19 protein-coding genes and 1 pseudogene are annotated in these 19,718 nt (G+C 63.2%); 10 read left to right on the top strand and 10 right to left on the bottom strand.

The features are described from left to right. Nucleotides 1-239: 239 nt before the first annotated feature. Nucleotides 240-1,143 (bottom strand): annotated as a pseudogene (locus NMG80_RS28790) (LysR family transcriptional regulator). Between the two features lie 142 nt (nucleotides 1,144-1,285). Between NMG80_RS28790 and NMG80_RS28785 the strand changes: the two are divergent. Next, nucleotides 1,286-1,708, top strand: coding sequence for a RidA family protein (locus NMG80_RS28785; RefSeq protein WP_254021237.1), 423 nt, complete (start codon nucleotides 1,286-1,288; stop codon nucleotides 1,706-1,708). A 75-nt stretch (nucleotides 1,709-1,783) separates the two neighbouring features. On the opposite strand, the gene NMG80_RS28780 is transcribed toward NMG80_RS28785, so the two are convergent. Beyond that, nucleotides 1,784-2,716: a LysR family transcriptional regulator gene (locus tag NMG80_RS28780; protein WP_254021236.1), complete on the bottom strand. Its 933-nt coding sequence runs from the start codon at nucleotides 2,714-2,716 to the stop codon at nucleotides 1,784-1,786. Between the two features lie 116 nt (nucleotides 2,717-2,832). On the opposite strand from NMG80_RS28780, the gene NMG80_RS28775 reads away from it, so the two are divergent. The 6 genes from NMG80_RS28775 to NMG80_RS28750 all read left to right on the top strand — a co-directional run bounded on the left by NMG80_RS28775 (nucleotide 2,833) and on the right by NMG80_RS28750 (nucleotide 9,905). Beyond that, nucleotides 2,833-3,711, top strand: a complete 879-nt coding sequence (locus NMG80_RS28775; RefSeq protein ID WP_254021235.1) for an NmrA family NAD(P)-binding protein — start codon at nucleotides 2,833-2,835, stop codon at nucleotides 3,709-3,711. Nucleotides 3,712-3,885: 174 nt separating this feature from the next. Further along, entirely contained in the window at nucleotides 3,886-4,785 is a 900-nt protein-coding gene (locus tag NMG80_RS28770) for an alpha/beta fold hydrolase (protein WP_254021234.1), read from the top strand. Further along, complete coding sequence (locus tag NMG80_RS28765) at nucleotides 4,782-5,660, top strand: alpha/beta fold hydrolase (protein ID WP_254021233.1); 879 nt, start codon at nucleotides 4,782-4,784, stop codon at nucleotides 5,658-5,660. Before NMG80_RS28770 ends, NMG80_RS28765 begins: the two co-directional genes overlap by 4 nt. A 427-nt stretch (nucleotides 5,661-6,087) precedes the next feature. Next, nucleotides 6,088-8,004, top strand: coding sequence for an adenylate/guanylate cyclase domain-containing protein (locus NMG80_RS28760; RefSeq protein WP_254021232.1), 1,917 nt, complete (start codon nucleotides 6,088-6,090; stop codon nucleotides 8,002-8,004). A 34-nt stretch (nucleotides 8,005-8,038) separates the two neighbouring features. Continuing rightward, the gene (locus NMG80_RS28755) at nucleotides 8,039-9,340 is read left to right on the top strand and encodes an ATP-binding protein (protein WP_254021231.1); all 1,302 of its coding nucleotides are present in this window, start codon (nucleotides 8,039-8,041) and stop codon (nucleotides 9,338-9,340) included. Nucleotides 9,341-9,518: 178 nt separating this feature from the next. Then, entirely contained in the window at nucleotides 9,519-9,905 is a 387-nt protein-coding gene (locus NMG80_RS28750) for a YybH family protein (RefSeq protein ID WP_254021302.1), read from the top strand. A 174-nt stretch (nucleotides 9,906-10,079) separates the two neighbouring features. Here NMG80_RS28750 and NMG80_RS28745 read toward each other — a convergent pair whose 3' ends face one another. The 4 genes from NMG80_RS28745 to NMG80_RS28730 form a co-directional block, all read right to left on the bottom strand. Beyond that, complete coding sequence (locus NMG80_RS28745) at nucleotides 10,080-11,390, bottom strand: hemolysin family protein (RefSeq protein ID WP_254021230.1); 1,311 nt, start codon at nucleotides 11,388-11,390, stop codon at nucleotides 10,080-10,082. 158 nt (nucleotides 11,391-11,548) lie between these two features. Then, a complete protein-coding gene (locus NMG80_RS28740; RefSeq protein WP_254021229.1) occupies nucleotides 11,549-12,256 on the bottom strand; it encodes an LssY C-terminal domain-containing protein in 708 nt (235 codons plus the stop codon). A 155-nt stretch (nucleotides 12,257-12,411) separates the two neighbouring features. Beyond that, complete coding sequence (locus NMG80_RS28735) at nucleotides 12,412-13,212, bottom strand: extensin-like domain-containing protein (RefSeq protein WP_254021228.1); 801 nt, start codon at nucleotides 13,210-13,212, stop codon at nucleotides 12,412-12,414. Nucleotides 13,213-13,404: 192 nt separating this feature from the next. Beyond that, nucleotides 13,405-14,262: an extensin-like domain-containing protein gene (locus NMG80_RS28730; RefSeq protein ID WP_254021227.1), complete on the bottom strand. Its 858-nt coding sequence runs from the start codon at nucleotides 14,260-14,262 to the stop codon at nucleotides 13,405-13,407. Between NMG80_RS28730 and NMG80_RS28725 the strand changes: the two genes are divergently transcribed. Next, the gene (locus tag NMG80_RS28725; protein WP_254021226.1) at nucleotides 14,261-14,416 is read left to right on the top strand and encodes a hypothetical protein; all 156 of its coding nucleotides are present in this window, start codon (nucleotides 14,261-14,263) and stop codon (nucleotides 14,414-14,416) included. The two genes, NMG80_RS28730 and NMG80_RS28725, sit on opposite strands and share 2 nt — an antisense overlap. Nucleotides 14,417-14,482: 66 nt before the next feature. Here the strand turns inward: NMG80_RS28725 and NMG80_RS28720 are convergent, their stop codons facing one another. Beyond that, nucleotides 14,483-14,908 carry a DUF3775 domain-containing protein gene (locus NMG80_RS28720; RefSeq protein WP_254021225.1) on the bottom strand — a complete coding sequence of 142 codons (426 nt, stop codon included), beginning with the start codon at nucleotides 14,906-14,908 and terminating at the stop codon, nucleotides 14,483-14,485. 197 nt (nucleotides 14,909-15,105) lie between these two features. On the opposite strand from NMG80_RS28720, the gene NMG80_RS28715 reads away from it, so the two are divergent. Together NMG80_RS28715 and greA are read left to right on the top strand one after the other, a co-directional pair. After that, nucleotides 15,106-15,645 carry a tetratricopeptide repeat protein gene (locus NMG80_RS28715; RefSeq protein WP_254021224.1) on the top strand — a complete coding sequence of 180 codons (540 nt, stop codon included), beginning with the start codon at nucleotides 15,106-15,108 and terminating at the stop codon, nucleotides 15,643-15,645. Nucleotides 15,646-15,924: 279 nt separating this feature from the next. Further along, nucleotides 15,925-16,398, top strand: coding sequence for a transcription elongation factor GreA (gene greA / locus NMG80_RS28710; RefSeq protein WP_065012064.1), 474 nt, complete (start codon nucleotides 15,925-15,927; stop codon nucleotides 16,396-16,398). Between the two features lie 245 nt (nucleotides 16,399-16,643). On the opposite strand, the gene waaC is transcribed toward greA, so the two are convergent. Genes waaC through rfaD form a run of 3 tightly spaced genes read right to left on the bottom strand, consistent with a single transcriptional unit; the run spans nucleotide 16,644 to nucleotide 19,560 of the window. After that, a complete protein-coding gene (waaC, locus tag NMG80_RS28705) occupies nucleotides 16,644-17,633 on the bottom strand; it encodes a lipopolysaccharide heptosyltransferase I (protein WP_254021223.1) in 990 nt (329 codons plus the stop codon). Beyond that, nucleotides 17,630-18,637 carry a lipopolysaccharide heptosyltransferase II gene (waaF, locus tag NMG80_RS28700; protein ID WP_254021222.1) on the bottom strand — a complete coding sequence of 336 codons (1,008 nt, stop codon included), beginning with the start codon at nucleotides 18,635-18,637 and terminating at the stop codon, nucleotides 17,630-17,632. The genes waaC and waaF overlap by 4 nt, the downstream gene beginning before the upstream one ends. Beyond that, nucleotides 18,610-19,560, bottom strand: a complete 951-nt coding sequence (gene rfaD, locus NMG80_RS28695) for an ADP-glyceromanno-heptose 6-epimerase (RefSeq protein WP_254021221.1) — start codon at nucleotides 19,558-19,560, stop codon at nucleotides 18,610-18,612. The genes waaF and rfaD overlap by 28 nt, the downstream gene beginning before the upstream one ends. Nucleotides 19,561-19,718 lie beyond the last annotated feature (158 nt).

Genomic DNA, 19,718 nt, shown 5'->3' with positions numbered 1-19,718 from the left:
GATGCCCACGCCGACCTAGCTCTCGAAGATCCGCAGCTTGAAGCTGCCAGTCCGCTGTCGGCCCCACTTGCGTCACCGCCTGCTCCAGCCTGACCGATCGAAACTGGTCATCGGACCAATGCAGGATTCGTCTGCACTGCGGTCAGAAGCAGAACACTGGTTCGTTGGCGCAATAGCAACGAATCGAGCACTCCGAATCCCCCTGGCCCAACGACCGGCGCGGCTGCTCGTCGCTCTGGTCAAAGTTCTTTGTTCCGCAGGTCCTTCACCACATCGAGAAAAGCCCGCAGTGCCGGCGGCACGGCTCGATGTCCGGGGTAGTAAACCGCAACTTCTTCCGCAGCGGGCATCCACGCGGACAGGACCTTTCGCAGCCGGCCGTCGGACAAGGCCGCTTCGGCGGCCCAATCGGCCACAATAGGCGATGCCCAGATCCTCTATTGCGGCTTCGACCATCAGTTCCTCGTCGTCGAGGACGATGGGGCCGTTTGCCTCGATCACGAGTTCCTGGCCGGCGCGTTCGAACTCCCATCGGTAAAGCTTGCCGCTGGGCATACGGTGGCCGATGCTATGGTGGCGTTGCAATTCCTCGGGGATTTTCGGGCCGCCGAAGCGATCGAGATAGGCGGGCGAGGCGACACAGATGAACCTCAACCGGCGTGCAAGCGGCACGGCGATCATGTCCTTGGGGATCGATCCGAGGAGGCGCACGCCGGCATCGAACCCGCTGGATACGATATCGATGAGCCGCCCCTCGACGACGATGTCCACGGTCACGTCCGGATGGCGCTCCGCCATCTGCGGAAGAACCCAGCGAACGAGAAGCCCGGCCACCAATCGCGGTGCGTTGATGCGGACCGTGCCTGCGACGTTGCCCCGGAACCCCGCGACGCTGTCGAGCGCCTCGTCCAGCGAGGCGAGCGCCGGCTGAAGCCGATCGAGCAACTGGAACCCGGCTTCCGTCGGTGAGACGCTGCGTGTGGTCCGGTTGAGAAGGCGCACGCCCATGCGTTCCTCGAGCGCACGCATCGCATGGCTCAATGTGGAAGGTGCCGTGCCGATCTCGTCCGCTGCGCGGCGGAAGCTGCGGTGCGTGGCAACGGCCACGAAGGCGGTGAGATCGTTGAGCGACGGGCGGGGCATTGATGGGGATTTTGCATCATCTCATGCCGATTTCAACGGCTAATGCGCGCAATGGGATTGCCCTATCTCCTGCCTGGATCAACTCGGCGGCTCCGGCTCGCTGCCGAACCGCTGCCGTTATCAAGACAGAAAGGAACACGAAATGCCTGCACGTGACGCCATCTATCCGGCCAAACGCCACGCGTTATACGATATTCATCGATATTCCGCGGCCATTCGCTCCGGCGATCTTCTCTTTGTGTCGGGTCAGGTCGGCAGCCGTGAAGACGGCTCGCCCGAGCCGGTATTCGAGGACCAGGTTCGGCGGGCCTTCGCCAATCTGCGCGCGGTCCTAGCCGCCGCCGGGTGCAGCTTCGACGACGTGGTCGACGTCACCACCTTCCACACCAACCCGGACGAACAAATCGAAACGGTGCTGACTGTGCGGGCGGAAGAGATCGGTGGACCTCCCTATCCGAACTGGACGGCGGTAGGCGTCAACTGGCTTGCCGGGTTCGATTTCGAGATCAAGGTCATCGCCCGCATCCCTTCGACGACCAGCAGCCAGCCGGCGGACAAGCGCTGATCGCTCGCCCTGCAGTTTCTGTACTGAACGCGGGTAGGCTCGAGGCGTTGTGCTCCAGAGAGCCGCTTTGCGGCCTCAGTTTCCAACGTCAAGCGCCGACGACATATCCGCCGCCGCCGCGACAATGGCACGTCTCAACCATATGTGCCTGGGCGCGTCCTGCTGGCGAGCGTGCCAGACAAGGCTCATCGTGAAGCTGCCAAGATCGAGCGGCGGCGGCAACGATACGAAGCGCTTCATATTGGCGGCCGCTCGCGCCAGGCTCGAGGGCAGGGTCATGATCAGGTCGGAGCGAGCGGCGATCTCGACCGCCGCGAAGAAGTTTTGCACGCGCAGCTTCACCCGCCGCGTTCGCCCGATGCGGGCAAGCACCTCGTCGACAGGCGCAGGCCCGACGCCGGTGACGCTCACCACGATATGCTCAAGCTCGAGGAAACGCTCGAGCGTCAGCTTTCGGGCGAGCGCTGGGTGCTCTGCGCGCATCAGCGTCACGAGCTTCTCGTCATAGAGACCGCGCCGACGGATGCCGGCCGGGGCTTCGTCGACCAGCGCCACCATCGCATCCGCGATACCCTGCTCCAGCGCTTCGACCGCGTCCGTGCCCGGCGCGACGATATCGAGATCGAGGGACGGCGCCTCGCGTCCAAGGCGGGCGAGCAGATGCGGCGCGAGCACGGCGGCCTGGAGATCGGGCATCAGCAGCCGGATCCGGCCGGTGGCCGTGGCGGGATCGAACGTGTTCGCCTCCACCATCTCTCTTACACCCGCCAAGATGCTGCGCAGCACCGGGCGCACCTCTTCCGCACGGGCGCTGAGGACGTAGCCGCCCGGTCCGTCGGCCAGCAGCGCGTCCGAAAACAGCGCGCGCAATCGGCCGAGCGCCCGGCTCGCGGCGGGCTGGCTCATGCCGAGCCTGCTTGCGGCACGGGTGACGTTCTTCTCGTCCAGCAGCGCTTCGAGCGCCACCAGCAGGTTCAGGTCGATCCGGCGTAAATCCACTTCACGCATGGTGACTATATACACCATGCATTGGACGCATGGAAGGCCTGCGCCTATTGTTCCCCCGTCAAGCGAGATGAAGGTCAAGCGAGATGAAGATCAGGCGAGCTGAAGGAGAAGAAGTGATGTATGTCGTGCTTGGAGCAAACGGACGGGCCGGCGGCGAGGTAGCGCGCGCCCTGATCGCAGGCGGCAAAGCCGTGCGTGTCGTGCTGCGTCACCCACAGCAGGGTAAAAAATGGACGGCCCTCGGCGCCGAAGTGGCGGTCGCCAGCCTCGAGGACGCCGGCGCCATGGCCGATGCGCTGACGGGCGCGCGGGCGGCGTTTCTGCTCAACCCGCCGCCGGTGAGCGGTGATCCCTATCAGCGCACAGAAGAAATCGGCGCCGCGCTTGCCGATGCGGCACGGCGTGCAGGTCTGCCAAAGGCGGTCGTCCTGTCGTCCATCGGGGCGCAGCATGCCTCCGGCACCGGCGTCATCGCCACCCTCAACCGGTTCGAGGCGCTGCTCGACGGCGTGACGCCGGCCACCGCTTTCCTGCGGTCGGGGTATTTTGTCGAAACCTGGAGCGAGGTGGCGCAACCGGTCCCGTCGCAAGGCATGCTGCCGACCTTTATCGAGCCCTCGCAGAAAATCCCGATGGTGAGCACGATCGATGTCGGGCGCGCGGCAGCGACCGTGCTGTGCGAGGAATGGACCGGAAAGCGGGTCGTGGAGCTGGGCGGACCGGAAGACTGGAGCGCCGGCGACGTCGCATCGGCCTTCGCGGAAGTTCTCGGCCGGCCGGTAACGCCTGTGCTTGTTGCGCCGGCGGAGCGTGCCGCGCTGCTTGCCGAGGCAGGCGTGCCTGGCGAGGTGGCAGACGCGCTGCTCGGTATGTATGAGGGAATCGCCAACGGCCTGTTCACGCGCCAGGACACCAGCGAGCACCGGCGTGGCACGGTCTCCCTTGCGACGGCGATAGAGCGCGTTGTCGCAGCGGTTGAACCAGCCGGCCGCTGATCCTCGGCCGAGTAGCGACGGCCGAAACGGATCACGGGTTTCCAGCCGCTTGTAGGGAACGTTTTCGGCCGCAATACCCCGCGTCTCGCCGGCCAAGGCTGTCGGCGACATGCGGAACTCGCGCTGCTGGTTTGGACTTAACTCTAATTCCGGACGGCAAAAAGGGAATCTGACATGAGACCGCCTGCCCCACGCCAAATGCGTCTCTCCGGTGGAACCGAGCTTGCCTACGTCACTGCGGGCGATCCATCCAACCCCGCTTTGCTCCTCCTGCATGGGTTTCCCAGCTCCGCACGTGCATTCCGCGATGTGATTCCAGGTATGGCGCGCGGAGCCTATGTGATCGCGCCCGACCTCCCGGGCCATGGCCAGTCCGACGTCCCGCCGACACCCTCCTTTGCCGCGATCAGCGAGGCGATTTCCGAATTGCTGACCCACCTCGCGATCGGGCGCCGCTTCATCCTCATTCATGACTGGGGCGCCGCCGTGGGTCTGCAGATTGCCACGCAAGCGCCCGAGCTGGTATCGGGCCTCATCGTCCAGAACGCAAACGCGCATCGAACCGGCTTCGGTCCGGTTTGGGACGCCGTGCTAAAATTCTGGTCAGAACCGACAAAAGAGAACGAAGCGGCCGCGACCCCCGACCTGACCTTTGAGTTCACGCGCGAGCAATATATCGGCGGCCTGCCAGAGGATGTCGCCGCCACGATCAGGGGCGAACCCTGGGTCGAGGACTGGAGGGTGATGAATCTTCCCGGCCGCTTGGAGACCCACCGCGCGCTTATCGGCGACTACAAAAGCCATGCCGCGCGTTTCGATGCGATTGCCGCCTATTTGAAGAAATGGCAACCGCCGGCGCTCATGCTGTGGGGCCGTCACGACCCCTATTTCGAGATCGCCGAAACGCTGTCCTGGATGCAGGATCTGCCGCGTATGGAAGCGCATGTTTTCGACGGCGGGCATTTCCTGCTTGAGACGCACGCCGAACCAGCACTTTCCCTGATGATCGAGTTCATCAAGCGAACACAGGAGATGCACCCTGATCGGCGCCCCGTCCATCGTGGACCAGTGTGAGGAGCGCAGGCATGACATCCCCCACGCAACAGCGGCTGCGCCTGTCCGGCGGGACCGAGCTTTCCTTCATCACCGCGGGTGATGCGTCCAATCCCGCGCTGCTGCTCCTGCACGGCTTCCCGAGCTCGTCGCGCACTTTCCAGGGCATCATTCCCGGCCTTGCGCGCGTCGCCTTCGTCATCGCCCCCGACTTGCCTGGCTACGGCCAATCGGCGCCGTTGGTCGCGCCCTCGTTCGAAGCGTTCAGCGGCGCAATCCAAGAGCTCCTAACTCATCTCGCGATCGATCGGCGCTTCATCTACCTGCACGATTGGGGCGCGCCTGTAGGTCTCCAGGTCGCTATGCAATCCCCCGACCTCGTCTCCGGCCTCATCATTCAGAGCGCCAACGCACACCGCACAGGGTTCGGACCGCAATGGCAAGCCACGTTCGAGTTCTGGTCAAACCCGACGGAAGAGAACGAAAGGCAGGCTACCGCGTTTTTGACTTTGGAAGGCACCCGCGAGCAATACATGGGCGGCTTGCCGGAGGATGTCGCCGCCCGGATCAAAGGCGAACCTTGGATCGAGGACTGGAGGGTGATGAATCAGCCTGGCGGCATGGAAACGCAACGCGCGCTCCTCGCCGACTACGCCAACCATGCCGCTCGCTTTAGTCTCATCGCCGACTATATCGAAACGCGGCAACCGCCGGCGCTCATGCTGTGGGGCCGCCACGACCCGTTCTTCGATATCGCCGAAACACTGTCGTGGATGAAAGACCTGCCACGCATGGAAGCGCACATCTTCGACGGCGGCCACTTCCTGCTCGAAACCCACGCCGAGGCGGCAGCCGCGTTGATGACTTACTTTATTGAGCGAACGCGGCGACCTTGAGCACCGCTCGCGCCAATATGAAGCGCGCTGTGCTACGCTCGCGGCCCGACCCGCCATGACCTTATCCGGCGGCAGCATTCCTGGGCTCCCTAAACCGCCCGGCTATGGTCGCAGATGCCCCCGTGCCGTCGCCAGCGCCCAACTTCGAGGAGACCGATGCTGGCGAACGCGTAGAGGAGCCGCGACAGACGGTTGGGCTCGACTTTGAGCGCGGCCCCACGGCTGTCAGCAGTCACCGCTGCCATCGAGCCGGGTGAAGATGCCAAGGTCCAGCCCGGCGCGGAGCGCTAAGGCGGAGGGCACCGCTGCGAGAGGCTCGTGCACGTCGCGCCGGCGTCGTGGATGCACGAAGGAGCGTGTTATCGCAATGTCATTATGATAAACTCGTTCCCCGCCGAAGGAGGCGTCGATGGCCCTGAGAGGCCAAATGAACGTTGCAGTTTGGCTCAAGAGCTTGGGCCTGGAGCAATATGTTCCGGTTTTCGACGACAACGCAATCGATGCCGAAATCCTGCCCCGCCTCACCGCCGAAGACCTGAAAGAAATTGGGGTTGGCGCGCTTGGCCACCGCAAGCGAATACTTGAGGCGATTGCCGCGATGGAAGGCCAGCCGGAGGTAGTGTCGGCCAAGCCGGCTTCTGCCTCACCAATTCTGATGTCGGCTTCGGTTGAGCGGTTCGGCGAACCTGGTCGCCCCCGGGAGGCGGAACGGCGGCAACTGACGGTCATGTTTGTGGATCTCGTCGGTTCTACGGCGCTCGCTACGCGGCTTGACCCCGAGGAGATGCGCGACCTCCTGAGGCAGTTCCAGAATACCACGGCGGGCGAAGTCCTTCGCTTCGAGGGGCACGTCGCGAAGCTCATGGGCGACGGTGCGTTGGCCTATTTCGGTTGGCCGCAGGCGCACGAAGACGAAGCCGAACGCGCCGTCCGTGCGGCGCTTGCGGTAGTGAGCGCTGTCAACCGTCTGTCCGTCAAGGGCGGTCAGCAACTCTCAGTTCGGGTCGGGATCGCGACCGGGGTGGTGGTCGTAGGTGACCTCATTGGCATCGGGTCAGCGCAGGAGAACGCGGTCGTGGGAGAGACTCCCAATCTTGCCGCGCGGCTCCAGGCCATCGCCGAGCCGGGAACGGTAGTCATCTCTGAGCTTACCTATCGACTTATCGGAAACCTGTTCGAGGTGACCAGCATCCGGCCGCAGAAGCTAGCAGGGTTCGACACGCCCGTCAGCGCATTCAAAGTGATTGGAGAGGGCCGCGCAGAGAGTCGGTTCGAAGCACTTCATGCAGACGAATCTGCGCCGCTTACCGGGCGCGAACACGATATCGCCTTGCTGCTCGACCGGTGGCGGCTCGCGGCGTCCGGTGAAGGACAAGTAGTCGAGCTGTTCGGCGAGGCTGGCATTGGCAAGTCCCGTATTCTGCAAGAGCTGCGGGAGCACTTGAAAGACGAGGCACACACGCGACTGCGGTACTACTGCTCCCCCTATCACGTAGAAACCGCCCTTTATCCTGTCACGGATCAGTTACTCCGAGCCGGGGACATAAGGCGGACCGACCCGCCCGACCGTCAGCTTGACTGTCTCGAGCAACTTCTCGCCGGTTCGACCAAGTACCCAAACGAGGCAATACCGCTGATCGCCGCATTGCTGTCCATCCCGACTGAGGGGCGCTATCCCAAGGTCGATCTTATGGCGCAAAAACAGAAGACGCGCACGTTCGAGTTGCTGATCGAGCAACTAGAGGCTCTTGCCCGCAGCCAACCAGTGCTGATGCTGCTTGAGGACGCGCATTTTCTAGATCCGACCTCGGCCGAGCTATTCGACCAAATCGCAGGCCGGATTCAGCAACTACCTGTACTGCTGATTGCAACTTCGCGACCGGAAGGCGCAGTCCGCTGGAGTGGTCTCCCGCACGCGACATTTTTGACGCTCAATCGGCTCAGCCGCGCCCAGGCGGCCTCTATCATTGCGGCGATGACAGGGGGCAAGCAGTTGCCGGCCGCAGTGCTGGACCAGATTCTGTCCAAGACCGAGGGCGTTCCGCTATTCGTCGAAGAACTGACCAAGGTCGTCCTTGAATCAGGCCTGCTTCAAATGCGCGATGGAGAGCTGGTTCTGGCTGGCCCGCTACCTCCGCTGGCGGTTCCAGCGACGCTCCACGACTCGCTGATGGCCCGCCTCGACCGTTTGGATTCTATCAGGGACGTGGCGCAGGTCGCAGCAGTGATCGGGCGCGAGTTCACGCACGAGCTGCTTGCCGCAGCCACGGGCCTTCCTGAATTGGAACTTGAGCGCGCAACGAATCAGTTAGTCACGTCGGGCCTTTTTCCGCCGTGGCAGTGACAGTCAAGCGAGCTATGCCTTCAAACATGCACTTGTGCAGGATGCGGCGTACAGCAGTCTGCTGCACAGCCGCCGTCAGCAGCTGCATGCTCGGATCGCCTTAATTCTCGAGGAGCGCTTCCCCGAAATCGTAGCCACGGAACCCGAATTGCTTGCTCACCACTTTGGTCAGGCGGGCCTTTTGGAGAAGGCTGTCGAGTACAATGAACTGGCCGGGCGCCGAGCGCTTTCGCGCTCGGTCCTGACGGAGGCGCTCGCCCGATTCGACAACGCCCTGAGCGGGCTTTCGGCGCTACCCCCGTCCGAAGAGCGTTCGCGCCGGGAACTTTCAATTCAGCTGGCGCTTGGCAGCACGCATGTTGCGGCACATGGCTTCGCCGCACCTCCAACAGCAGAGGCCTATGGTCGGGCGCGCGAACTCTGTGAAGAGTTGGGCGAGACGCATCAGCTCTTTCCGGTGCTTTACGGCCTATCCCTTTACCACGTCTATGCTGCCGAATTTACTGAGGCACGTAGCGTCGCGGATCGCCTGCTTGAATTGGCGGAAGCGGGCAACGATAGCGGGCTCTCCTTTTTTGCTCATCGGGCAGCCGGCGTCAGTGCGTTTCCTGCCGGCGAGTTCACCCGCGCCCGGATCCATCTGGAGGAGGCGCTTGCCCTTTACGACCCCCGAGCGCACAGATCGCCGGCGTTTGTTTACGCCTTCGATCCACGGGTCGTGTGCCTGGTCTATCTCGCTCGCACATTGCTGCCGCTCGGGTTTCCCGATCAGGCTCTACAGGCAAACGACGAAGCGGTTGCTGAAGCGCATGCTGTGGATCATCGCAACAGCCTCGCGCTGCCGCTATTCTTCGGCGGGGTTATCCGCCAGATCATTGGCGATCACGAGGGCGTCCAGGAACAGTGTTCAGAATTGACCCGCATCGCCAGCGAAGCCGGATTCCGCTTGTGGCTCGCCGGCGCCACAATCTTGAGCGCCTGGGCGATCGCCGATGCGGGCGATTTCGATCGTGGCCGCCTGGAACTCCAACGAGGTCTCACTGAGTGGCGCGCGACTGGCGCAGAATTCATGGTTCCTTATTTCATCGCCCTTCAGGCGCAAATCGAGGTCAGAGCGGCGATCACGATGCTGCACTCCTTCTGCTCGAAGCAGCGCAAGCAGGGATTGAGCGCACTAAAGAGCGTTGGTTTGCGGCCGAGATACTGCGTCTGCAGGGGGAGGTACTGCTGCAACTTGGGGAGGACAAAACCGGAGATTCGAGGGACCGCCTCTTGGACGCACTGGCGACGGCCCGGGCTCAGGGAGCTCGTTTCTGGGAACTGCGTGCTGCACTGAGCCTCGTGCGAGCCGACTGTCCCGCGCCTGGCGCGCGCGAGCGGCTCGCACTGATTTATTCCGGGTTTACTGAGGGCCTGACGTTGCCTGACCTGCAAGCAGCACAGACGCTCGCAACAACGAATGAAGGCCTTCGGGCCGCGAATTGATTGGGAAGGCGATAAACAAGGTGGACGCCATGACACAATCAACTGAGAATATCAGCGACGAAATTCAGCGAGCAAATGATGGCTGGAATTCGGCCTTCAACAGCGGCAATGCTGACGCAGTAGCTGCACTATATACACAGGACGCGGTCGTGTTGCCATCCACTCACGCAGTCGTCAGGGGAACGAGCGCAATCAAAGAGTTCTGGAATGGATTGATCTCAGCTGGAGTCAAGGATCATCGCATCGAGATGATCGATGCGCTGGCTGTCGGCGACATTGCCTATGCAACAGGGAAATGGTCGGCTAACGCTTTGGGCGAAGGCGGTGAAACGCAGCGCTATGAGGGAACTATCGTCACGATCTTCAGACGCCAAGGCGATGGATCTTGGAGGGCCTGCCTCCACACTTGGAACTGAGGCTGCGCCGTCGCTCATCAGGCATCCAAACCTTCGCGGTTCAGCGGCCGCAGCGGGTTTTTGTCCCGTTTCGGTGACGTCCGCTCCCAAGATGCCATTCCGTCTCGGGACGGCCGCTCAGGGTCCCAGGGTCAAAGTGGACCTCGACAACGGCGCGGCACATTGTGTTGACTGCTACCGCGCGATTTCGCGATGGCCGCCGGGCAGGCGCGTGGCGATGAGCTTGTCGATGCGGCGGCCGTCGAGATCGACGACTTCGAAGCGCCAGCCCTGCGCATCGACGCATTCGCCGGTCGTCGGCAGATGGTGCAGATGCGCCAGCACGTAACCGGCGACGGTCTCGTAGTCGCGGTTCTCGGGCAGATCGATGCCGAGAACGTCCGCCATCTCGTCGGCCTGCATGTAGCCGGCGAGCAGCCATGAGCCGTCCTCGCGCCTGACGGCGTTTTCCTCGTCGCCGGCGTCGAGGTCCGCCCGGAAGACGCCGGTGATGGCTTCCAGTATGTCAGCCGGGGTGACGATGCCTTCGAAATGGCCGTATTCGTCATGGACCAGCGCCATCGGCACGTTGGATTCCTTGAGCGTCGAAAGGACATCCAGCGCGTCGGCCTGGTCATGGACGATGGGAGCGGTGCGCACGTGCCGGCGCGGGTCGAGCGCGCGACCGCCGAGCATCGCGGCCAGCACGTCGCGGGTCTGGACGACGCCGATCATGGCATCGACGCTGCCATCGCCGGCTGGCAGGCGCGAATGCTGGGTCTCCATCAAGAGCTTGCGGATCGCCGCGTCGTCGGACTGCAGGTTGATCCAGTCGACCTCGGTGCGCGGCGTCATCACCGCGCGGACGGCGCGGTCGCCGAGCCGCATGACGCCTGCGATCATGCGCCGCTCGTCGGATTCGATGGTGCCGTGATGCTCGGCCTCGGCGACCAGCATCTTGATCTCCTCGTCGGTGACCTTCTCCTCGCTTTCACCGCGTTGGCCAAGCAGCCACAGCATGGCGCGGCCGGAAATGTCGAGCAGGACGACCAACGGCGCCGAGACGGTGGCGACGATGGTCATCGCCGGAGCAACCCTGGCGGCGACGCGTTCGGGATCGCGCAGCGCGATCTGCTTGGGCACCAGTTCGCCGATGATCAGCGAGAAATAGGTGATGAGGGCGACGACGATGCCGACGCCGATCGGGTCGGCAAGGCTTTCGCGGATGCCGGTCGATGCCAGGAACACGGACAGCCGCTCGCCAAGCGTGGCGCCGGAAAAGGCGCCGGACAAAACACCGACCAGGGTGATGCCGATCTGCACCGACGACAGGAATTTGCCTGGATTGGAGCCGAGGGCCAAGGCGCGTCCGGCGCCGGTGACGTTACGGTCGATCATCGCCTTGAGGCGGGCAGGCCGTGACGAGACGATGGCAAGCTCGGACATTGCCAAAAGGCCGTTCACGCAGATGAGGACGACCACGATAGCGATTTCAGCGTAAAGCATGCGGGGTCAATAGCATTGCGGCGCGGTCTTCGAAAATAGACGGCCGTCATTTTTTATGTCGGCGGCCGCAACCATCTCATGCGGCATCCCATGGCGGCGACGAAAAATGCTCGATCAGGGGCGTCGATGCGCCGGAAGGCCGGCCGTTCGTCTTGCGCCTACGGCAGTTGCCGCAGCACGCCCATTACCGCCTTGCCATCGGTGAAATAGGGATCGCCGCCGCCATTGCGCCCGGTCTTTGTCGCACCGATGCCTGATATCTCGCTGGTCGAGATCAGCATGCCTGCGGCAGACAGGTCGCGGATCAGGAAGTCGCGCTCGGCGTCGATGTCGGGACCGATATGGTGGGTGATCTGGCCGGTGTCGTGGCTGAGGCCGACGCCGCGATCGAAGCTTGCCGCACCCAGCCAGAGCGGCCGGCCATCGTCTCCGGTCGCATCGGCCCGCCAGAAGCGGACGTGATGACGCCGGTCGGCACTGTCGCCGACCGGCTTCTCGAAGGCCAGATCCTGTGCACGGCCTTCGAACAGCAGCCGGCTGACCGGCGCGTCGGGATAGGGCCGATCGAACAGCACGCTTTCGCCGATCTCGACCGCGGTCTTCAGCGTGAGGGTGTCGGCCGTGTCCCATCCGGCGACGGCGAAGGCGTGGACCAGCTCTTTTTTGGTGCCGACGAGGCCGACATTGATCGGATCGCCCGCAATGCCTTGCGGCGTGTGCGTCACCATCTCGAAGCGCTGCGTACGGAAATTGCGGTCCCGCAGGGTCCAGAATTCCGGCGCGGCCAAATAGGCGAGCACGAGATAGCCGGCACAGAACGCCACCAGCCAGATCGTTGCGCGTCGTCGAAGGCTTCGTCGGCTCATGCGAAAGCTAAACGCCCAGTCTACCTGGCCAGAGCTTACCACGCCTTCGTCATCCTCGGGCGGAGCAGGAGCGAAGCGACATTGCGAAGAGCGTTGCTGCAGTGCAGAACCTTTGATGTCGGCGGACAGCGAAGGATCGCTACGGAGCGTTTCTATTAGCGGCAGGCGCGGTAGCCGTTCTTGCGGTTCTTGATGTCGAAATGGAAATGGTTGCGGTGGTCGTAGTTGTAGCCTGGGCCGAGCACGGTGGTGAAATACTGGCAGCCGTCGGCGCGCACAGTGTTGAGGAAGCCGCGGGTGCGGAAGGCGAACAGGCCGGGCTTGCGCACGTCGATATCCTTGCCATTGCCGAGTTCGATGCTCATGACGTCCAGCGCGTTGCCCTTGCCGTGCTCCGACAGCGTGCCTTCGCCGGCGATCCTGCGGCAGGAATAGCTCGAGCCCTGGCGAATGGTCTTGACGCCGGAGAAATAACGCCAGCGGGCGGACGGGACCAGTTCATTCCTGGCCCAGCCGGCGAAGGTGGCGGCCATGTCGCAGGTCAGCGTCGCGGCAGGCTGCATCCGGATGCTGCCGATGGCCGAAATCTTGACCGGATAGTCGATGCCGCACTGGCCTTCGCGGATCGGCGCAAGGTCGGTGTAGACGACGCCCAGGCGTTTCAACTCCTGGCGGCAGTCGGCCTCGCTGGCCGGCATCTGTTCGGTCGGCGCCATCGGCTCGTCCATGCGCGGATAGGCGGCGGTCATGTAGGGGTTGGACGGCACGAGGCGTTGCATCCCAGCGTAGTTCGGAACGGCTGATGTCTGGCTGCCGACATCGACGGCCGGTTCCAGCGAAAGCACGCTGCCGGTGGTGCAGGCCGAGATCGCTGCGATGGCAAGCCCGCCGGCGATCATGCGCGCGCGTCTCATTTGCCGCACGGCGACAGACGCAGCGCGAAATATCCCGGCCATTGGCAGGTTCCCAGTCCCCGAGCCGATCAGGCTCTATTTCATCGTTTGATCATGATCTTTCTGCGAACCGGATCCCGCTTTTCGGGGTCATGATCAGACGAGACGGAGCTTAACCGCCAAGAGTAAAGGAAAAATCAGCGGCTGCGTTTACGGCTGCGGCCGAATTGCGGCGCGCGTGTCGGTCCGGGTCAGTCACTGGCAGAAGGTGCCGCCGTTGCGGCGCGGTGCGAGATCGAGATGGAGATGCAGCGAATGATCGGCATCGCTGCCCGGGCCAAGCACCGTCTTGAACGGCCCGCAGGCTGCCTTGCGTATTGCGTTCAGGAATTTCGCATCCTTTTCCGGCGGCACCGGGCCAATGTCGATCCTCCTGCCGTCCGAAAGCGTGAAGCTGGCGATGTCGAGCGCGTTGCCGAAGGCGTGCTCCGACAATTTCCCGCCGCCATTGCGGTGTCGGCAGACGAAGGCGGATGCCTGGCCGACCGACTTGAGTTCGGCGCCGAGCTCGGCCTTGGCCGCCGGCTGGATGATATCGGTAGCGAAGCGCGCGGCGGCCTCGGCCATCTGGCAGTTCAGCTCGGTTTCGGGGTTGATATCCAATGACTTGCCCAGTGTCTTCAGCACGATCGGATAGGGGATCGAGCAGCCGATCGCCGCATCGTGCTCGGCCTTGCGTTCCTCGAAGTCGACGCCCATCGACATCAGCCGCCTGCGGCACGCCAGTTCCTCCTCCGGCATTTTTTCCTGCGGCACAGCGGCCGAGCGCGGGTCGGGAGGGATTTCTTTCTGCTGCGCTTGCTCCGGCTTCTCCGGTGGTCTTGGCGCGGCGGCCGGTGGTTCCGCCTCGGCGGGCTTTTCGCTCGGCGTCGGAGCGATTGCCGGCGGCTCCGGCTGGGCTTCCTTATGCTGATCGGACGTCTGCCGGTTCAGTTTGTCGGTCGCTGGTGGATCGGGCTCTGGCGTATTCGCAGGGCGCGGCTCGGGGATCGGCACGTCGGCAGGTGCGGCTTCTTGCACTGATTGCGGCTGATTGAGTTCCGGGGCAGGCATGGTTTCAGGCAATTCCGGAGCTTGGGCCAGGGCCGCTCCTGCCGACAGCATCGCCGCCGCCAAAGGCAGCGCCAATCTGCTCAATCCGGCCAATCTGATCGATGTGGCCAATCTCATCACTGTGGGAGGGGTCAGCACCGCCATTCGCCGTTAACGGCGGGCGAACGCGGAAGTTGCCCTGGACGAGGCTTTTGGCCGATCACGAACGGTAACCGCGGCGTTACGCACCGATCGCTTCCAACCCTTCCTCCAGCCAGTCGGCCAGCAGCGGCATGCCGAGCAGATATTTCGCCGTGCGCTTGTTGGCGCGCTCGCGTGCGGCCGTCAGCGCGTCCGCCCATTCCGAAGCGTCATAGTCGCCGCGGCCGACCCAGGCCAGTGCTACGAGTTCGGCCGCCTCGTCGACATTGAGGTCGTTGATCAGTTCGCGCAGTTCTTCTTCGGTGAGGTCTTCGGAACGTTCCTCGACGAGACCGTCATGATGATGGTTGTCATGCGCCTCGCTATCGAGTTCTACCTCGTGCTCGGCGCCATCGGCATAATCATCGTTGACGGCGGCGCTCAACGCCTTCGCCTTGAGGATGAACAGGCGCACCGTGTCAGGACCGATCGAAAGCTCCCATTCTTTTTCAAGGCGCCGCTGCACTGGCCGTCTCCGCATACTCCGTTGGCGTTCGCCGGATGATAGCGAATTTGCAGCGCTCGTCACGTTTTGTTCGGCGCTTCTGTTTTCCGACTGGCGCTGATCGTTCAAAAAGCGTTCAGTAGCCATGACTTTTTTCCGGGATGAAACGGCTTTTGCCCGGCGTTAGTCCTGCATTGTCATGCTTCAAGGAGGATTCGATGCGCAGACGATTGCTGATCCAGGTTCTGGCGGTTGCCGCCCTGCCGCTGTTTGCTGTTCCGGTGTTTTCGGCCGGTGAAGGCGGTGGCGGCGGCAGTGGCGGCCAGACGACACAGTGCAAGAAAGGCATGGTCTGGGACAAGAAGCTGAAGAAGTGCGTTGCACCCAAGCAAGGTATGCTGGACGACGACAACATCTATGAAGCCGGCCGCGCGCTGGCGATGGCCGGACGTTATGACGAGGCGATCGCCGTGCTCAGCCTGGCTGCAGACAAGAAAGACCCTCGCATCCTCAACTACCTCGGCTACTCGCACCGCCATTCCGGACGCGTCGCCGTCGGTCTCGGCTATTATGAGGAAGCGCTGCGCATCGATCCTGATTACACGCTGGTACGTGAATATCTCGGCGAGGCGCATCTGCAGATCGGCGATCTCGCCGGCGCCCGGGAACAGCTCCGCGAGATCGAGAAACGCACCGGCAAGGGATCTCGTGAATACGGCATGCTGGCCGAGCAGATAGACCGTTTCATGAAGAGCTGATTCGAAGCCCGGACCACACCGGCTGTGAGCAATCGCAGCCGGTTTTTATTTCCGCTCGGCCGGCCGGCCGGGCGAGCCGTGACGGCATTTCCACGAATGGCGGGTGAATTTTTCAAAACCGATTTTTTTGGCGTGAAAAACCCGCGAAGATTGCTATATTGGGGGAAATTGCGGTGACACGGTTCCGTTAGCCCGAGGCTGCCGGACCGTTTTCTTTTTGTACCCATCGACAAGGTCGCTCCCGGAATGCGGGGGCGGCGGCAGGAAAGGTCAGGCATCATGAACAAGGTCCCGATGACAGGCGAGGGGTTCGCGTCATTGAAGGAAGAACTGCGCTGGCGCCAGCAGGAAGAGCGGCCGCGCATCATCGAAGCAATCTCCGAAGCGCGCTCGCACGGCGATCTCTCCGAAAACGCGGAATACCACGCGGCGAAAGAGGCGCAGAGCCTCAATGAGGGTCGCGTCAACGAACTCGAGGACTTCATCGCCCGGGCCGAGGTGATCGACGTCACCAAGCTCAGCGGCGAAAAGGTCAAGTTCGGCGCGACCGTGGTGCTGGTCGACGAGGACACGGAAGAGAAGAAGACCTATCAGATCGTCGGCGACCAGGAGGCGGACGTGAAGTCCGGCCGCATCTCGATCTCCTCGCCGATCGCACGGGCGCTGATCGGCAAGGAAGTCGGGGATGCCATCGAGGTCAACGCGCCAGGCGGTGCGCGGGGCTATGAGATCGTCCAAGTGCAGTTCATCTGAGGGGGAGGTGCTGAACGTCGCTATTCCAAACCAGGAATGGCGCCGCCCCTCATCCGCCTGCCGGCACCTTCTCCCCGTATAGTGACGGGGAGAAGGGGCTGGATGCGAACTCGGCGCCTACTTGCAACGCTGACAATTGGCGAAACCATCGGTGACGTCCTTCTCCCCGTCACTGTACGGGGAGAAGATGGCGGCAGCCAGATGAGGGGCAGCGCCGACCTTTCCGATTGAATTGATTGAACAAATCAATTCTCGCCGGCGCCGGCCTGACTAAGCGTTTGGCGCCCAAGCAGCTTCTCTGCCTCCGCTACCACCTCTATCGGCGCGACACTGCTGCCGGGCGCGGCCAGCAGCGTTGACGAGAACGGCCCGCGCGGGCCGGTCAGCCCGGGTTCTGTCGCCACAAACACGGCGACGGTCGGCAGGCCGAAGGCACTCGCGAGGTGGGTAAGGCCGGTATCGGCGCCGATGACCAGCACCGACCGGCCGATGATCGCGGCAATCTCGGCAAGCGATGATTTCGGCACCAGCACGGTCTGTGGAACGGCTTGGGCGATCGCCTCGGCAACCGCCTTTTCCCTGTCGTTCGACCAGGTGGTGACCGGCGTCATTCCTCTTTCCACGAGAAGTCGGGCAGTCTCGATCCAGTTGCCGACCGGCCATTTCTTGTCCTCGCGGCTGGTGCCGTGCAGAAGGAAGGCGGTTTTTCCGCCGACAAAAGTCGAAGCGACGGCGGGCGGCACGATGCCAGACTCGAGCCCGGAAAAATCCGGTTCATAGCCCAGCGCCAGCCCGAATAGCCGCCTTGTGCGTTCGATGGCGTGCAGATCGCGCGGCACAGCATAGCGGCGGTCGTAGAACAAGGTCGCCGAAGGTTCGCGAGCGCTCGACCGGTCGAAGCCGGCGATCGGCGCCGCGGCCTGTTTCGCCACCACGGCCGACTTCAGCAATCCTTGCGCGTCGATGACGAGATCGTAGCGGCAATCCCGCAAGGCGCGGCGCAATCCCGCTGCCCCGCGCCATGTGCCGCGGCCGAGCGGGCTTGTGCGCCAGCGCCGGATTGCCACGGTGTGGACGGTTGCGATCGCCGGATGCAGCGCCACGATACCGGCAAAAGCCTCTTCCACACACCAGTCGAACGACACGTCCGGCCGGTTGCGGCGCGCATCCTCGACGGCCGGAAAGCTGTGGATGACGTCGCCCATCGAGGATGTCTTGACGATGAGCACCCTCATGCGGCGGCCGGCATTTCCAGCAGCCGTTCCGCCGCTGCCGCGACCTGTGCCACCTCGAGTGTGTTCAGGCAGTTGAGATGGCCGAGCGGGCAGATTTTCCTGTGGCAGGGCGAACAGGACAGGCCGAGCCAGACCAGTTCGCGCTGCTCGGCGAGCGGCGGCGTATTGTGCGGCGAGGTCGAGCCGTAGACGGCTACGATCGGCGTGCCGACCGCGGCGGCAACATGCATCAGCCCACTGTCGTTCGACACCGCAAGCCTGGCCGCTGCGATCAGGTCGATGGCGTCCTCGAGCCGCGTCTGGCCGGCGAGATCGACAACATCAGGTGCAAGCGTGGCGATTTCCGCCGTTACGTCGGCGTCGTTCTTCGATCCGAACAGCGCGACCGCAAAACCTTTCGCCATCATGTCGCGGGCAAGGCCGGCATAGCGTTCGCTCGGCCAGCGCTTGGCCGGGCCGAATTCGGCGCCGGGCATCAGCGCGACGAATTTTTTTGCCTCCAGCCCGAAGCGACCCAGCAATGCCGCCTGGTTCTTTGTGTCGACAGCAAGCTTGGGAGCACGGAACGTGCCGCCTTGCGCGAGCCCGAAATAGGCCTGCGCCGTGCGCCGTTTCACAACGTCGGGCAAGGCAACGATATCGGTCAGCAACCCGTAGCGCATTTCCTTGAGGTAGCCGACACGGCGCGGAATGCGGGCAAAGAACGGCACCAGCGCCGACTTCCAGCTTCCAGGCATGACATAAGCGATGTCGTAGTGGCCGCGCAGCAGGCGGCCAAAGCGCCTTCGCATGCGGAATTCCAGCGCGCCGGATTTCAGCGGCAGATCGACCTGCTGGCGTATTTCGGGCATGCGCCTGACCAGTGGCGCCGCCCATGCCGGCGCCAGCACGTCGATCGCGGCGTCCGGGTGAAGCTCTCTCAGCGCCGAGAACAGGCACTGCGCCATCACCATGTCGCCCACCCAGCGTGGGCCGATCACGAGGATCGTTGGGCTTTCAGCCATTCGACATAGTCTCTGACGCCGGTTTCCACTGTGCGAAACTGACCATTGTAACCGGCGGCGCGCAACCGGGACATATCAGCTTGCGTAAAACTCTGGTAGCTGCCCTTGAGATGGTCTGGGAAGTCGATGAACTCGATCTCGCCTTTGCCCAGCGTGCCGATCACCGTTTCGGCAATAGCGCGGAACGGCTGGGCTCGGCCGGTGCCGCAGTTGAAGATGCCGCTTGAGCCCCGTTTCCACAACCATAGATTGATATCGACAACGTCGCCGACATGGATGAAGTCGCGGCTCTGCTCGCCAGGTCCAAAACCGTCATAGGCGCCGAACAGCTTTGGGTTGTGGCCTTGCTCGACCTGGTTGAACAGATGGTAGGCGACCGAGGCCATGGCGCCCTTGTGCGCCTCGCGTGGCCCATAGACGTTGAAGTAGCGCAGGCCCGCCACCGGCGAATGGTCGGCATCGAAGACGGTGCGGCGGACATAGTCGTCGAACAGCTTCTTTGAATAGGCATAGACATTGAGCGGGCGCTCGCAGTCCGGCTCCTCGCGAAACTCGGCGCCGCCGCCATAGACGGAAGCCGAGGAGGCATAAAGGAAAGGCAGCCGCAGCGCCAGGCAGGCATGCAGCAGCCGCTTCGAATAGGCGTAGTTCACCTCCATCATGAACTTGCCGTTCCACTCGGTGGTGGTCGAGCAGGCGCCCTGGTGGAAGACGGCCTCGATGCGGCCGAGGTCCCCGGCCTCCATCCGCGGCAGGAAATCGTCCTTGTCGAGATAATCGGCGATCTGGAGGTCGGCGAGATTGGCGATCTTGTGGCCGTCGGTCAGGTCGTCGACGACGAGAACGTCGCTAATCCCTTCGGCATTGAGCGCGGCGACTATGTTTGAGCCGATCATGCCGGCGCCGCCCGTGACGATGATCATGAAAGCCTCTGGTATCTTGTGCCGATTCCGGCCCTTATAGGGGAGGCTTGCGGGACTGTCGATAAAGCAGGTCGCAATCCGGCGGTTGGCTGCATGCCTCAGTGCCGCCGCACAGCTTTCGCTTCAGTCCGCGATTCAGCGGCGAAGCACGACAGGAG

It is taken from the genome of Mesorhizobium escarrei (genome assembly GCF_935825525.1).
Lineage (GTDB): Bacteria > Pseudomonadota > Alphaproteobacteria > Rhizobiales > Rhizobiaceae > Mesorhizobium > Mesorhizobium escarrei.
This window is presented reverse-complemented; position numbering and strand designations above follow the sequence as displayed.